Annotated in this window: 8 protein-coding genes, 1 pseudogene and 1 riboswitch; of the genes and pseudogenes, 6 read left to right on the forward strand and 3 right to left on the reverse strand. The window is 71.3% G+C overall.

What is annotated here, in order from left to right; all coding sequences use genetic code 11:
* From ACWGJY_RS14975 to ACWGJY_RS14990, 4 genes and pseudogenes are all read left to right on the forward strand, one after another.
* A pseudogene (locus ACWGJY_RS14975) lies at nucleotides 1–785 on the forward strand (serine/threonine protein kinase); the annotation flags it as partial.
* Nucleotides 786–963: 178 nt separating this feature from the next.
* Nucleotides 964–2,262 carry a PspC domain-containing protein gene (locus ACWGJY_RS14980; RefSeq protein ID WP_453261215.1) on the forward strand — a complete coding sequence of 433 codons (1,299 nt, stop codon included), beginning with the start codon at nucleotides 964–966 and terminating at the stop codon, nucleotides 2,260–2,262.
* An 89-nt stretch (nucleotides 2,263–2,351) separates the two neighbouring features.
* Nucleotides 2,352–3,062, forward strand: a complete 711-nt coding sequence (locus ACWGJY_RS14985; protein ID WP_453261272.1) for a LuxR C-terminal-related transcriptional regulator — start codon at nucleotides 2,352–2,354, stop codon at nucleotides 3,060–3,062.
* A gap of 184 nt (nucleotides 3,063–3,246) precedes the next feature.
* Complete coding sequence (locus ACWGJY_RS14990) at nucleotides 3,247–4,371, forward strand: alpha/beta hydrolase (protein ID WP_453261216.1); 1,125 nt, start codon at nucleotides 3,247–3,249, stop codon at nucleotides 4,369–4,371.
* A 30-nt stretch (nucleotides 4,372–4,401) separates the two neighbouring features.
* Here the strand turns inward: ACWGJY_RS14990 and ACWGJY_RS14995 are convergent, their stop codons facing one another.
* A complete protein-coding gene (locus ACWGJY_RS14995) occupies nucleotides 4,402–5,580 on the reverse strand; it encodes an NlpC/P60 family protein (protein WP_453261217.1) in 1,179 nt (392 codons plus the stop codon).
* 336 nt (nucleotides 5,581–5,916) lie between these two features.
* Here ACWGJY_RS14995 and ACWGJY_RS15000 point away from each other — a divergent pair, with 336 nt between their 5' ends.
* Nucleotides 5,917–6,270: a hypothetical protein gene (locus ACWGJY_RS15000; protein ID WP_453261218.1), complete on the forward strand. Its 354-nt coding sequence runs from the start codon at nucleotides 5,917–5,919 to the stop codon at nucleotides 6,268–6,270.
* A gap of 233 nt (nucleotides 6,271–6,503) precedes the next feature.
* Here the strand turns inward: ACWGJY_RS15000 and ACWGJY_RS15005 are convergent, their stop codons facing one another.
* On the reverse strand, nucleotides 6,504–7,634 hold the full coding sequence (locus ACWGJY_RS15005; RefSeq protein WP_453261219.1) for an NlpC/P60 family protein: 1,131 nt from the start codon (nucleotides 7,632–7,634) through the stop codon (nucleotides 6,504–6,506).
* Between the two features lie 8 nt (nucleotides 7,635–7,642).
* Nucleotides 7,643–7,826, reverse strand: a riboswitch (cyclic di-AMP (ydaO/yuaA leader).
* A gap of 289 nt (nucleotides 7,827–8,115) precedes the next feature.
* Here ACWGJY_RS15005 and pcrA point away from each other — a divergent pair.
* Nucleotides 8,116–10,626 carry a DNA helicase PcrA gene (gene pcrA / locus ACWGJY_RS15010; RefSeq protein WP_453261220.1) on the forward strand — a complete coding sequence of 837 codons (2,511 nt, stop codon included), beginning with the start codon at nucleotides 8,116–8,118 and terminating at the stop codon, nucleotides 10,624–10,626.
* Between the two features lie 93 nt (nucleotides 10,627–10,719).
* On the opposite strand, the gene ACWGJY_RS15015 is transcribed toward pcrA, so the two are convergent.
* Complete coding sequence (locus ACWGJY_RS15015) at nucleotides 10,720–12,735, reverse strand: peptidoglycan DD-metalloendopeptidase family protein (protein ID WP_453261221.1); 2,016 nt, start codon at nucleotides 12,733–12,735, stop codon at nucleotides 10,720–10,722.
* Nucleotides 12,736–12,890 lie beyond the last annotated feature (155 nt).

Genomic DNA, 12,890 nt, shown 5'->3' on the forward strand with positions numbered 1-12,890 from the left:
ACACCGGCACCGGCACCGGCACGGGTTCGGGTTCGGGCATCGGTGGCGGTGCCGTGACCGGACCCATGGCTCTCCAGGACGGGGCGGTCGGCAGGCGGGCCGACGGGGGCCGTACGGAAGCGCTGTCCGGCGGCAAGCCCTCCCGAAAGCAGCGTGCCGCCCGGGTCGTGGTCTGGAGCGCCGTCGTGGTGCTGTTCACCGGGGGCGGTGCGGGCACGGCCTGGTACCTGATGCACAGTGGCGAATCCACTGCGCCCCAGAGCACCTCCGACAAGGGCGCACCGAGCGTTCCCAGTGAACCGGACAACAGCATCGGACCGCCGCCCCCGCTCCCCGACGGCTACCGGACGGCAACGGAGTCCGCGCTCGGTGTGACCTTCCCGGTGCCCGATGGCTGGACGCGGAAGGTCGGTGACAGCGGCCGGGAGATCACCTACTACTCGCAAAAGGACCTGGCCAGACTGACCGTCAGCGTCCTGGACCTCTCCTCCGGCGACCCGGTGAAGCACTTCAAGAGCCTTGAGAACCGCCAGAAGGTGGATTACCCCCCCTACACGCAGCTGCGTTTGCAGAGCACCGTCTACCAGGGCGAACCCGCCGCGATCTGGGAGTACACCTTCGGGGGCAAGACCCGTTCGTATCGGGCGGCGGATCTCGGGTTCGGCCGCGCGGGGGGCACGGACTACGCGATCTTCGTGTCCGCACCGGAAGCCAACTGGACGACGTTCGGGAAGGTCTTCTCGGCGGTGACGAACGGCTTCCGCCGGACCGACCCGAAGAGCTGAGGCGGCGGGCGGGGGCGGCGAGGCGGAACAGGACGCCGTGGACCGTCGCGGACCGTCTGGACCGGTCGCCTCCGCCCCGGCCCCGCCCCGGCCCCGGGCCGGACCCCGAAAACGTCAGGGACGGGTTCAGGGTCGACCCTGATGCCCCGGGCCCCGGCGCCGTGTGACGATCGGGGACATGACCACCGCTCCACCCCGCGCCGAGACGAGCTACGCCCCGGCGCCGGACCCCGATGAACCGCCCGTGCGCAAGCTGTACCGCAGCGCCGACGGGCGGTTGCTCGGTGGTGTCGCGCGCGGTCTGGCAGGGCATCTCGGGCTGCCGGTCTCCTGGGTGCGGATCGTGTTCGTGGCCCTGTTCATGGCCGACGGCATGGGCGCCCTGCTGTACGCCGCCTTCTGGTTCTTCGTCCCGCTGGGCGTCGGCGGCGTGGACCACCGGCATCCCGCCACGGCCGACGGGAAGCGGCGGCTGCGACGGCACAAGCCCGACAGAGGCCAGGTCTTCGCGCTGATCGCGCTGCTCATCGGCACCGCGATCGTCGCCTCCAGATTTCAGCTGGGCCAGGCCAAGGGCTATATCTGGCCGGTGCTGCTGATCGGCGCCGGTGTCGCCCTGGTGTGGCGCCAGGCGGACAACTCCCGCCGCGCCCAATGGCTCGAACTCGGCCGCCGCAAGGGCGTCCTTCCGGTGCTGCGGGGTGCGGCCGGGGTGCTGCTGGTCGGCATCGGGGTGACCGGCATCGTCGTGCTGCAGGGGTCGGTGCGCCATCTCGGCTCGGTGCTGCAGGCCTCGCTCGCCGTCGTCGTCGGTATCGCGCTGCTGGCGGGCCCCTATCTCGTGCGGATCACCCAGGACCTCTCCGAGGAGCGGCTGATGCGCATCCGCGCCCAGGAACGCGCCGAAGTGGCCGCCCATGTCCATGACTCCGTCCTGCACACCCTCACCCTGATCCAGCGCAACGCCGAGGACCCCCGGGAGGTGGCGCGGCTGGCCCGCGCCCAGGAGCGGGAGCTGCGTGCCTGGCTCTACAAACCCGAGGGCCGCGGCAAGGAGGAGGACGAGGAACCGGCCACCCTGGCAGAGGCGGTCCGTACGTCCGCCGCCGAGGTGGAGGACGACCACGGCGTCCCCATCGAGGTCGTGGTCGTCGGCGACTGCCCGCTGGACGAGGCGCTGGGCGCCCAGATGCAGGCCGCGCGCGAGGCGATGGTCAATGCCGCCAAGTACGGTGGCGGGGGCGGCGCGGTGCAGGTGTTCGCCGAGGTCGAGGGCCGTTCGGTCTTCGTCTCGGTGCGCGACCGCGGCCCCGGATTCGACCTGGACGCGGTCCCCGAGGACCGGATGGGCGTACGGGAATCCATCATCGGCCGGATGGAGCGCAACGGCGGTACGGCCAGGCTGCGTTCCGCCCCCGAGGGCGGCACGGTCGTCGAGCTGGAGATGGATCGCCCCGAGAAGGAGCGCGACACATGACCGGACCGGACGAGGGGCGGCCGGTGGCGACACCACAGGCCGCGGCACGGGATGATGACGGGGCAGACACCGAGGGACGGGCGGAAGAGATGAGCAGCGAGGGCGCACCGCAGGGCGAGACCGCCGGGACGGCCGAGGGCCGGACCGTACGGGTCGTGCTGGTCGACGACCACCGGATGTTCCGTACGGGCGTCCAGGCCGAGATCGGCGAGACCGGGCGCACCGGCGTCGAGGTGGTCGGTGAGGCCGCCGACGTCGACCAGGCGATCACGGTCATCGCGGCCACCCGCCCCGAGGTCGTCCTGCTGGATGTCCATCTCCCCGGGGGCGGCGGGGTCGAAGTGCTGCGCCGCAGCGCCGCGATGATGGTCGATGCCGAGCGCCCGGTCCGCTTTCTCGCGCTCTCCGTCTCCGACGCCGCCGAGGACGTCATCGGCGTCATCCGCGGCGGTGCCCGCGGCTATGTGACCAAGACGATCACCGGCACGGACCTGGTCAACGCGGTCTTCCGGGTGGCCGACGGCGATGCGGTCTTCTCCCCGCGGCTGGCCGGCTTCGTCCTGGACGCCTTCGCCTCGACGGATGCCCCGCCGGTGGATGAGGACCTGGACCGCCTCACCCAGCGCGAGCGCGAGGTGCTGCGGCTGATCGCCCGCGGCTATGCGTACAAGGAGATCGCCAAGCAGCTGTTCATCTCCGTGAAGACCGTCGAATCCCATGTCTCCGCGGTGCTGCGCAAGCTCCAGCTCTCCAACCGCCATGAGCTGACCCGCTGGGCCACCGCCCGGCGGCTGGTCTGACCTGCACGGCAGTCCCGGGGGCCGGGTAGCGGGCCCCCGGGGAACGGGGACGTAAAGATCCGCCAAAGACGGGCAACCAGGACCACGCGGATCACCATCTAAGGACGAGGAGAGGCTCACTGCCGAAGGCGGGGCCGGAACCATCCCACGTCCTTCGCAGAGTTGTCCTGGAAGCGAGATCCCGATGAGCCTGACGGGCACGCCCTTCTTCCTCACCTCGATCACGCTGTTGATCGTCGCCTTTGTACTGCCGCTCGCCCTGTGGGGCCGGATAACCGGCCCGCCCCTGGTGCGTGGCCTCGCCCGGCTGCTGATGCTGCTGTTCGCCCAGGTCACGGCCATCACCGTGGTCTTCGTCCTGGTCAACAACGCAAACAGCCTCTACGACACCTGGGGCGATCTGCTGGGCACCGGCAGCCACGTCCAGGCGGCCCGGAACCTCGGCCCCGACGGCATGGGCGGCCAGCAGATCAAGAACGAGCCCAAGCAGCTCCAGCGGTTCCGCCCGGCCGACGACCCCAGGCTCGGCCCCGGCGTCCGGATGACCGACCTCACGGGCCGGATCTCGGGCGTCGACGGTGAGGTGTACGTATGGCTGCCGCCGCAGTACAACGACCCGGCCTACCGGAACAAGAAGTTCCCGGTGGTCGAGCTGCTGCCCGGCTACCCGGGCTCGGCGAAGTCCTGGATGGGGTCACTGCGCGTGGCCGAGCAGCTCCAGCCGCTGATGCAGAGCGGCCAGGTCAAGCCGGCCATCCTGGTGGCACCGCGTACGAACATCCTCCCCGGCGCCGACACCGGCTGCGTCAACATCCCCGGCAAGGTCAACGCCGACAGCTGGCTGACCGTCGATGTCCGCAAGATGATCATCGACAACTTCCGGGCCGGCGCCCGGCCGGACTCCTGGGCCCTGGCCGGCTACTCGGCGGGCGCGCACTGCGCCGCCAAGCTCGCACTGGCCCACCCGGACCGCTACCGCGCCGCGGTCGCCATGTCCGGCTACAACGATCCGGCGCTCGAACGCGACTCCCTGGCCGGCAAGGACCCCAAGCTGCGCATCGAGTCCAACCCGCTGCACATCCTGAAGGCCGCCAACGCGGCCGGGCGGCCGCCGCGTACGGCCCTGTACGTGTCGGGCGCGGCGGGCGACGGCTACCAGGCCGGCCTCGGACTGCGGCAGCTCGCGAAGCGTCCGACGACGGTGACCGTGCAGCAGATCTCGTCGGCCGCGGGCGGCCACACCACGGTGGTGTGGAAGCACCAGGTGCCGGAGATCTTCCACTGGCTGGGGATGCAGCTGCGGGGGTGAGCGCGCGGCACCGCCCGCGCGGCGGGAGCCCTACGCCGGCCGGGTCGCCGCCGCGAACGGCATCTCGTCGATCGGCGCGATCCGTACCGGCGCCCCCGGATGCGGCGCATGGATCATTTTCCCGTCCCCGACGTAGAGCCCCACATGGCTGATCCCGGAGTAGAAGAACACCAGGTCACCGGGGGCGAGTTGGGACCTGTCGACCCGGGGTCCGGAGCTGATCTGGGTGTAGGTCGTACGGGGCAGCGAGACCCCGCCGGACTTCCAGGCGGCCTGGGTCAGCCCCGAGCAGTCGAACGCGGAGGGTCCCGTCGCGCCCCAGACGTAGGGCTTGCCGAGTGCGGCGTAGGCGAAGGAGACGGCCCGTGCCGCACGGGAGCCGGGGGCCTGCGCCGCGGCCGCGGCGGCACCCGCACCGGTGGCGGCCCCGCCGAGAGGACCCTCCCCGTGCCCGGTCCCGCGGCCCGCGCGGCCCTGGCCCCCGCCGTGCGCACCGTCCCCGCCGTGCGCACCGTCCCCGCCGTGCGTACCGCTCCCGCCGTGCGTACCGCTCCCGCCCGCCATCCGCCGCCGCTGCTCCGCGGTCAGCCGGCTGAGCAACTGCTCGGCGGCGTCCAGCTTGTGGACGATGGTGACCCGGTGCTTCTTCAGCGCCGTCTCGGTGTCCGTCAGCCGTTGTGCGGTGTCCTCGGCCCGCTGCTGGATCTGCCGTACGCTGCCGAGCCGGCGCGCGTAACCGGCCACCGCGGTCGCCTGGTGGCTGCCCGTACGCTCCAGGACCGCGGCGCCGTCCAGATAGCGCTGCGGGTCCGCGGACAGCAGCAGCCGTACGGCCGGGTCGACGCCGCCGGAGCGGTACTGGCTCGCGGCCATGGCGCCCAGTTCGGTGCGGGCGGCGTTCAGTTCCCGGGTCCTGCGGGCGGCCTCGTCCTGCAGCCTGCTCAGCTCCCTGCGTGCGGTACCGGCGGATTCCTTCGCGCCGTTGTAGCTCTGCGTGGCCACCTCTGCCTCCTGGTACAGCGCGTCGGCCCGGTCTTTGACCTGGGCGGGGGTGGGCTGGGGCGCGGCCTGGCCGGTGCCGTCGAAGCCGGTGGCGGTGGCGGCACCGGCCAGGGCCAGGGTGACGGCCGTACGGGCGGTGCGCGCGCGGCGCGAGCCGCCGGTGAGCGCGGCGAGCGGATGCTGCCGCGGCTTGCGGTGCGAGGCCACGGTGGCGCTCCCTTCCTTCCCGTCGGGCCGTGGGTCCGGCGGCGGTCCGTAACGAGGGAACGGACCGCCGCCGTACCTCTCGGCGGGGCGGCCGACAGGACGCCGGTGGGAGGCCGGCGAGGGCGGGGAGTCGGCCGCCTGGAGGAGGACGCTAAGCCCGTATGTCACGGCGAGGAGTCCACTTGCCCGGGATTGTTCGCTTTCGACCGCGATCGGTACGCCGGTGACCGTGCCACCGTGGCCGCACGGCCGGGACCGGCTGCGGCCTGACCGAAGCGGCGATTGGGGGCGCCCTGCCTGAAGGGCCGTGCTATGCGGCGGCTACGATCCCGCACTATGGACGTAGTAATCAATATCTTCGTCGGCCTGCACATCATCGGCATCGCCTCCCTGCTGGGCGGCTTTCTGACCCAGATGAAGGCGATGAGCGCGGGCACCGCCCGCTTTGTCCCGGCGATGCTGCACGGAGCGCTGACGATGCTGGTCACCGGCATCGTGCTGGTCGGCCTCAACCAGGCCCAGGGGCACAGCGTCAACACCATCAAGATCGGCATCAAGATGGCCGTTCTGGTCGTCATCCTGGCGCTGGTCTACGTCAAGCGGGACGAGGAGCAGGTCGCCAAGCCGCTGTTCGGCACGGTCGGCGCCCTGACGGTGGCCAATATCTTCATTGCGGTCCTCTGGACCTGAGCGCCGCGGCCGACGGCCCCGGGACAGGGCCCCGTACCCCGGACAGGGCGCGCCCCGGGACCGGCGGCGCCGCGGCCCGGGACCAAACGGCCCTTCCACGGCCCTTCCACGGCCCTTCCACGGCACACCGCGCGGTCATCGCACTCCGGATCCGGAGGCGACGGCCGTGCGGTGGCGTGCGGGGGGTGGGAGTGGCCGTGGGGGTGGCCTGGCGGGGGAGCGGGGGCCGGGTCTCAGCCCGGTCGGACGCTCCCGTAGATCGGCATGTAGTAGATCGACTCGACCCGGACGCTGGCGCCCGGGTGCGGCGCGTGGATCATCTTGCCGCCGCCTATGTACATGCCTACGTGGCTGATGTCGTCGAAGAAGAAGACCAGGTCACCGGGCTGGAGATCCTTGGTGGCCACCCGGTGGCCGACCTTGACCTGGTCCCAGGTGGTCCGCGGCAGATTGACGCCGGCCGCCTTCCACGCCGCCTGGGTCAGCCCCGAGCAGTCGTAGGAGCTGGGCCCGGTCGCGCCCCAGACGTACGGCTTGCCCACCTGGGAACGGGCGAAAGCGAGGGCCTTCCCGGCCGTGGCGGAGGACGAACCTCCGGTGGAGCCCCCGTCGCCGGCGCCGCCGCCGGTCTGCCCGCCGGACGGGCCGCCCCCGTCCTGCTGCTGCTTGCGCGCCTCCTCGTCGGCCTTGCGCTTGGCCGCCTCCTCCTTCTGGCGCTCCAGTTCCGCCAGCCGGGCCTTCTCCTGGGCGGTCAGCCGGGACAGCAGCTGCCGGGCCTCGGCCAGCTTTTCCTGGACGGACCGCTTGGACTCCTTGAGGGAGGTCTGCGACGTCTGCAGCTGCTCCAGGCTGCGGGTCGCCTCCGCCCGCTGCCGGGTGGCCGCCGCCTGCTGCTCCTGGTAGTCGGAGACGGCCTGCTTCTGCCGGCCGGTCAGCCGCTCCATGAGGTGGCTGCGGTCGAAGAACTGCTGCGGGTCCTTGGCGAGCATCAGCTGCGCCGTCGGGTTCATGCCGCCGGTGCGGTACTGCGCCGAGGCCAAGGTGCCCAGTCTGCGCCGGGACTCGTTCATCTTCTCGGCGCGCTTGGCGGAGGCGTCGAGCAGACCGTCGACGGTGTGGCGCTGTTCGTCGGTGCGCTCCTTGGCGGCGTTGTACTTCTGGGTGGCCACCTCGGCCTGGTGGTAGAGGCCGTCGACCTGCTGCTTGACGTCCTCGACGCCGGGCTTGGGCGCCCGGGGGGCGGCATCGGCGGACTGCGAGAGCAGGGTGGCCGACGCGAGGGCGGCGGTGGTGAGCCCGACCGCCGTACGACGGCCTCCGGGCGAGGTGAGAATGCTGGTGCGCGGCTTGCGGTGCGACGCCAAGGCCGGCGACTCCTTCCGTGGACCGCCTACCGGGTTAGCTGTCGGGTTCGGGCGGTGTCGCTGACGGAAGGCGTGCCCTACGGTCCGGACGTCCGCTGTCGGCGGCAGTCCTGATCGATTCACCCCGGTGGTGCTGGTGGGTCCCCGGCTCCGGGTGCCTGAGGGCAGGGCCGGACTCGGCGTGGGCGGCCCGTGCGGACCTGTCGTCCACGGGGAGGCGGGCTGCCTGAGCGAGGACGTTAGCCAACTCGTGTGGCTCCTGTGAAGGCTGATGTTCGATATGCCCGAAACCTTTTTGTGACCTGAACGCGATGCGGGGGTTGTTGTGACAGATGTCGGATTCGGGTAGACGAGGCGGCGCCCGGTGTGTCCCGGGCTCCGTGCCCCTGACCTGCCCCGGCGCCACGCCCGCTCCGTAAACGGCCCGCAATTGGCCACTCCGCGGCGGACTGTCAGTGCGGCGGCCTAGACTCGGTGGGCGATGAGCAGCCTCTTTGACGACAGCTTCCTGGCGGACCTCGGCCACAAGGGCGAGGAGGAGCACCCTCCCCCACCCCCCGAGGACGAGCACGGCCCGGCCCCGGAGGAGATCCCCGCGGATCTCTTCGGCGGGAGGTTCGACGCGCCCCCGCCCAGAGAGGCGTACTACCGCGACGGCGCCGCCCGTCCCGCCCTCGACCCGGCGACGCTCCTGGAGGGGCTCAACGACGAGCAGAAGGCCGCCGTGGTGCACACCGGCGGCCCGCTGCTGATCGTCGCCGGCGCCGGCTCCGGCAAGACCCGGGTACTGACCCACCGCATCGCGCATCTGCTCGCCGAGCGCCATGTCCACCCCGGCCAGATCCTCGCGATCACCTTCACCAACAAGGCCGCGGGCGAGATGAGGGAGCGCGTCGAGGAGCTCGTCGGCCCGCGGGCCAACGCCATGTGGGTCTCCACCTTCCACAGCGCCTGTGTCCGCATCCTGCGCCGCGAGTCCAAGAAGCTGGGCTTCACGTCCTCCTTCTCGATCTACGACGCCGCCGATTCGAAGCGGCTGATGGCCCTGGTCTGCCGCGATCTGGATCTGGACCCCAAGCGCCACCCGCCCAAGTCCTTCAGCGCGAAGATCTCCAACCTCAAGAACGAGCTCATTGACGAGGAGACTTTCGCCGGGACGGCGGCTGGGGGCACCTCCCAGACGGAGTCCGGGGGAGGCTTCGAGAAGACCTTGGCCCAGGCGTATGCGATGTACCAGTCCAGGCTGCGCGAGGCCAACGCCCTGGATTTCGACGACATCATCATGACGACGGTCCATCTGCTCCAGGCCTTCCCGGATGTCGCCGAGCACTACCGCCGCCGCTTCCGCCACGTCCTCGTCGACGAGTACCAGGACACCAACCACGCCCAGTACACCCTCGTACGCGAGCTGGTCGGCCCCGCCGAATCCGCCGCCGAGCTGTGCGTCGTCGGTGACGCCGACCAGTCCATCTATGCCTTCCGCGGTGCCACGATCCGCAACATCCTCCAGTTCGAGGAGGACTACCCGGACGCGACCACGATCCTGCTGGAGCAGAACTACCGCTCCTCGCAGACGATCCTGTCCGCTGCCAACGCCGTCATCGAGCGCAACGAGAACCGCCGCCCCAAGAACCTCTGGACGGACGCCGGCGCCGGCCCCAAGATCACCGGCTATGTCGCCGACACCGAACACGACGAGGCCCAGTTCGTCGCCGACGAGATCGACCGGCTGACGGACGCCGGAGACGCCAAGGCCGGCGATGTCGCCGTGTTCTACCGCACCAACGCCCAGTCCCGGGTGTTCGAAGAGATCTTCATCCGGGTCGGACTGCCCTACAAGGTCGTCGGCGGGGTGCGCTTCTACGAGCGCAAGGAGGTCCGCGATGTCCTCGCGTATCTGCGGGTGCTCGCCAACCCCGAGGACACCGTCCCGCTCCGCCGCATCCTGAACGTCCCCAAGCGCGGCATCGGCGACCGCGCCGAGGCGATGATCGACGCGCTGTCCCTGCGCGAGAAGATCACCTTCCCGCAGGCGCTGCGCCGGGTCGACGAGGCGTACGGCATGGCGGCCCGCTCCGCCAACGCCGTCAAGCGCTTCAACGTCCTCATGGAGGAGCTGCGCACCATCGTCGAGTCCGGCGCCGGCCCCGCCACGATCCTGGAAGCGGTCCTGGAGCGCACGGGCTACCTCGCCGAACTCCAGGCCTCCACCGACCCGCAGGACGAGACCCGGATCGAGAACCTCCAGGAACTCGCCGCCGTGGCCCTGGAGTTCGAACAGGACCGCGGTGAGGCCGCGGCCTCGGAGGCTGCCGCCCCGGGTCCCGGCACGCTCTCCGACTTCCTGGAGCGGGTCGCGCTGGTCGCCGACTCCGACCAGATCCCGGACGAGGACGAGGACGGCAGCGGCGTGATCACGCTCATGACGCTGCACACCGCCAAGGGCCTGGAATTCCCGACCGTCTTCCTGACCGGCCTGGAGGACGGCGTCTTCCCGCACATGCGCTCGCTGGGCCAGACCAAGGAGCTGGAAGAGGAGCGCCGGCTCGCCTACGTCGGTATCACCCGCGCCCGCGAGCGGCTCTATGTCACCCGCTCGACGATGCGCAGCGCCTGGGGCCAGCCCTCGTACAACCCGCCCTCCCGGTTCCTGGAGGAGATCCCGGGCGACTATGTGGAGTGGAAGCGGACGGGTCCGGCGACGCCGTCCGCGTCGATGGGCGGGATGGCGGCGGGCGGCGGAGGCGGCGGCTTCGGCTCCGCGCTGTCATCGGCCCGCGCCAAGGGCCCGAGCGGCTTTGCGACCCGCCGCACCCCGGACCGTCCGGTGGTCGCGCTGACCATCGGCGACCGCGTCACCCACGACAGCTTCGGACTCGGCACGGTCGTCGGCGTCAAGGGCAGTGGCGACAACGCCGAGGCGACCATCGACTTCGGCGGCGAGAAGCCGAAGCGACTGCTGCTGCGGTACGCACCGGTGGAGAAGCTGTAGCCGGTAGCCGGTAGCCGGTAGCCGGTAGCCGGTAGCCCCCGGGGCCGCGCCCTGGGGGCTGGGGGCTGGGCCCCTGCCGGGGGAGGGCGGCGGTCAGTTCGGGTTGAGGCCGTGGCCGCGCAGCCACGGCAGCGGGTCGATGGCCGCGCCGCCGCCCGGACGCACCTCGAAGTGCAGATGCGGCCCCGTGGTATTGCCGGAGTTGCCCGAATAGGCAATCTGTTCACCGGCCTTGACCGACCCGGACCGGAGCTTGGTGCTGCTCAGATGGCAGTACCACGTCTCGGTGCCGTCGGGCGCGGTCACGATCGCCATATTGCCGTAGGCGGAGTTCCACTGGGTGCGGATGGTGCCGTCGGTCACGGACATGACCGGGGTGCCGTAGCTGACCGGGAAGTCGATGCCGGTGTGTACGGACATCCAGTTCACACCGGCCTGGCCGAAGGTGGCGCTCAGCCCGCGCTGGGTGACCGGCAGCATGAACTTGGGACGTGCGGCTTCCTTGCGGGCCGCGTCCACCGCCTTGCGCTTACGCTCCAGCGCCTGGCGCTCCTTGAGATCGATCCGCTCCTGGGTGCGGCTGGCCCGGTCGCGGAAGTCGTCGGCGCTGGCGCTGAGTCCGGCGAGCTGGGTGTCGAGCTTGTTGTTGGCCGCGGACGGCTTGACGGCCGCCGGGTCGGCGGCGGCCTGAGCGGTCGTGTCGCCCTGGTCGTCCCCGGCGTAACCGGTGACGGCCGCGGCGGCCACGGCACACACGCCCATAGCAGCGACCGACGGGACGGCGACGGTCAGCAGCGCCGACCGCTTGACCGGGCGCTTCCGGCCCCGGCCACGGACGGCCTTCCCGGCATCCGGCCCGACGACCCGCCGGCCGGCGGGCGCGGGGGCTGCTGCGGTGACCGGCATGGCCTGCGTCATGGCGTCCGCCACGGCGGCGGCGTCGCTGAGGTCGGCATGGTCGTCGAAACCGCCCGTACCGGATGAGCCGCCCTCGGCCCCGGGCCGGCCAGCCTCGAAAACGTCGGCGCCGAAAACGTCGGCCTCGAACCGGTCGGTGTCGAGCTGACCGGCATTGAGCTGACCGGTGTCGACGTGCGGAGTGTCGCCCCAAGGGCCGGCGTCCCACTGGACGGTGTCGTCCGGCGGCGGGCCGGCCTGGGCCGGAATGCCGGCGATCAGGTTCCGGTCCGTGGCCGGCCAGATCGCCGTGGCCTCGAAGCTCGCGGTCTCCTGGAGCGCGAGGGCCTGCCGGCCGACCGCGTCGAAGGCGCCGGCGGTCTCGTAGGCACCCGTGCTCTCGTAGGCACCGGTGCTTTCGTACGTGCCGACAGTGTCGTACGTGCCGACAGTGTCGTACGTGCCGACAGTGTCGTACGTGCCGACAGTGTCGTACGTGCCGACAGTGTCGTACGCGCCGACGGTCTCGTACGCGCCGGTGGCGTAACTGCCGTTGTCGTACGAGCCGGTGGGGTAGCTCCCGGTGTCGTACCCGCCGTGCCCGTAGGCCGTGGCCTCGTATGCGGCGGTGTCGTAGGCGGTCGTCGTCCCGTACCCGGGAGGCGCGTACGCGGTCGCGTCGTGCGCCGAGGTCTCGTACGAGGTGGGTGCGGAGGGGGCGTAGCCCGCGACGGCCGGGTGCGGGGCGTCGGTGGCGTAGGCGCCGCCGTCGTACGGACCGGTCTCGTACGCACCGGTCCCGTAGGCGCCGGTGTCCCACTGCGCCGGGGCGTAGGCGCCGTCGTCGTATGCACCGGTCGGATAGCCGTCGCCCGCCGGGTGAGTCCCGGTGTCGTACGCGCCGGTGTGAAAGGAGCCCGTGCCGTACGCGCTCATGCCGTAGGCGCCCGCGTGGTGCGGACCGGTGTCGTACGCCCCGGCGTCATGGGCGCCGGTCTCGTACATACCGGTCTCGTACCTGCCGGTGTCGTACCTACCGGTCTCGTACGAGTCGGGGAGCGAGCCGAAGAGAGGGTCGCCATCGCCGTATTCGGCGCTGCCCGTCGGGGATTGCTGCTGCCCGTAGGAGTCGTAGGCCGGATAGTGCGCATACGAGGCGTCGGAAGCTGAGCCGGTCGGGAGCTGAGCCCCCGATGGGTGACGGTCGTTCACCAACTTCTCTTTCGCCTCGGCAGCAGGAGAATTAGCGGCGACTGTACCCGGCGGTACACGGCGGCGACAATCTTCAACTGGTTTTGGGCTCGGCGAGACCGGGCATTTGGCCGCCTTTCGGCGGTCCCCATGCGAGCTCTTGGCGCCCCGTTCGA

Source organism: Streptomyces sp. NPDC054765 (assembly GCF_053612065.1).

Coding starts and splice junctions, on each gene's coding strand:
- ACWGJY_RS14980 (WP_453261215.1), top strand. CDS start 964: ATGACCACCGCTCCACCCCGCGCCGAGACGAGCTACGCCCCGGCGCCG.
- ACWGJY_RS14985 (WP_453261272.1), top strand. CDS start 2,352: ATGAGCAGCGAGGGCGCACCGCAGGGCGAGACCGCCGGGACGGCCGAG.
- ACWGJY_RS15000 (WP_453261218.1), top strand. CDS start 5,917: ATGGACGTAGTAATCAATATCTTCGTCGGCCTGCACATCATCGGCATC.
- pcrA (WP_453261220.1), top strand. CDS start 8,116: ATGAGCAGCCTCTTTGACGACAGCTTCCTGGCGGACCTCGGCCACAAG.
- ACWGJY_RS14990 (WP_453261216.1), top strand. CDS start 3,247: ATGAGCCTGACGGGCACGCCCTTCTTCCTCACCTCGATCACGCTGTTG.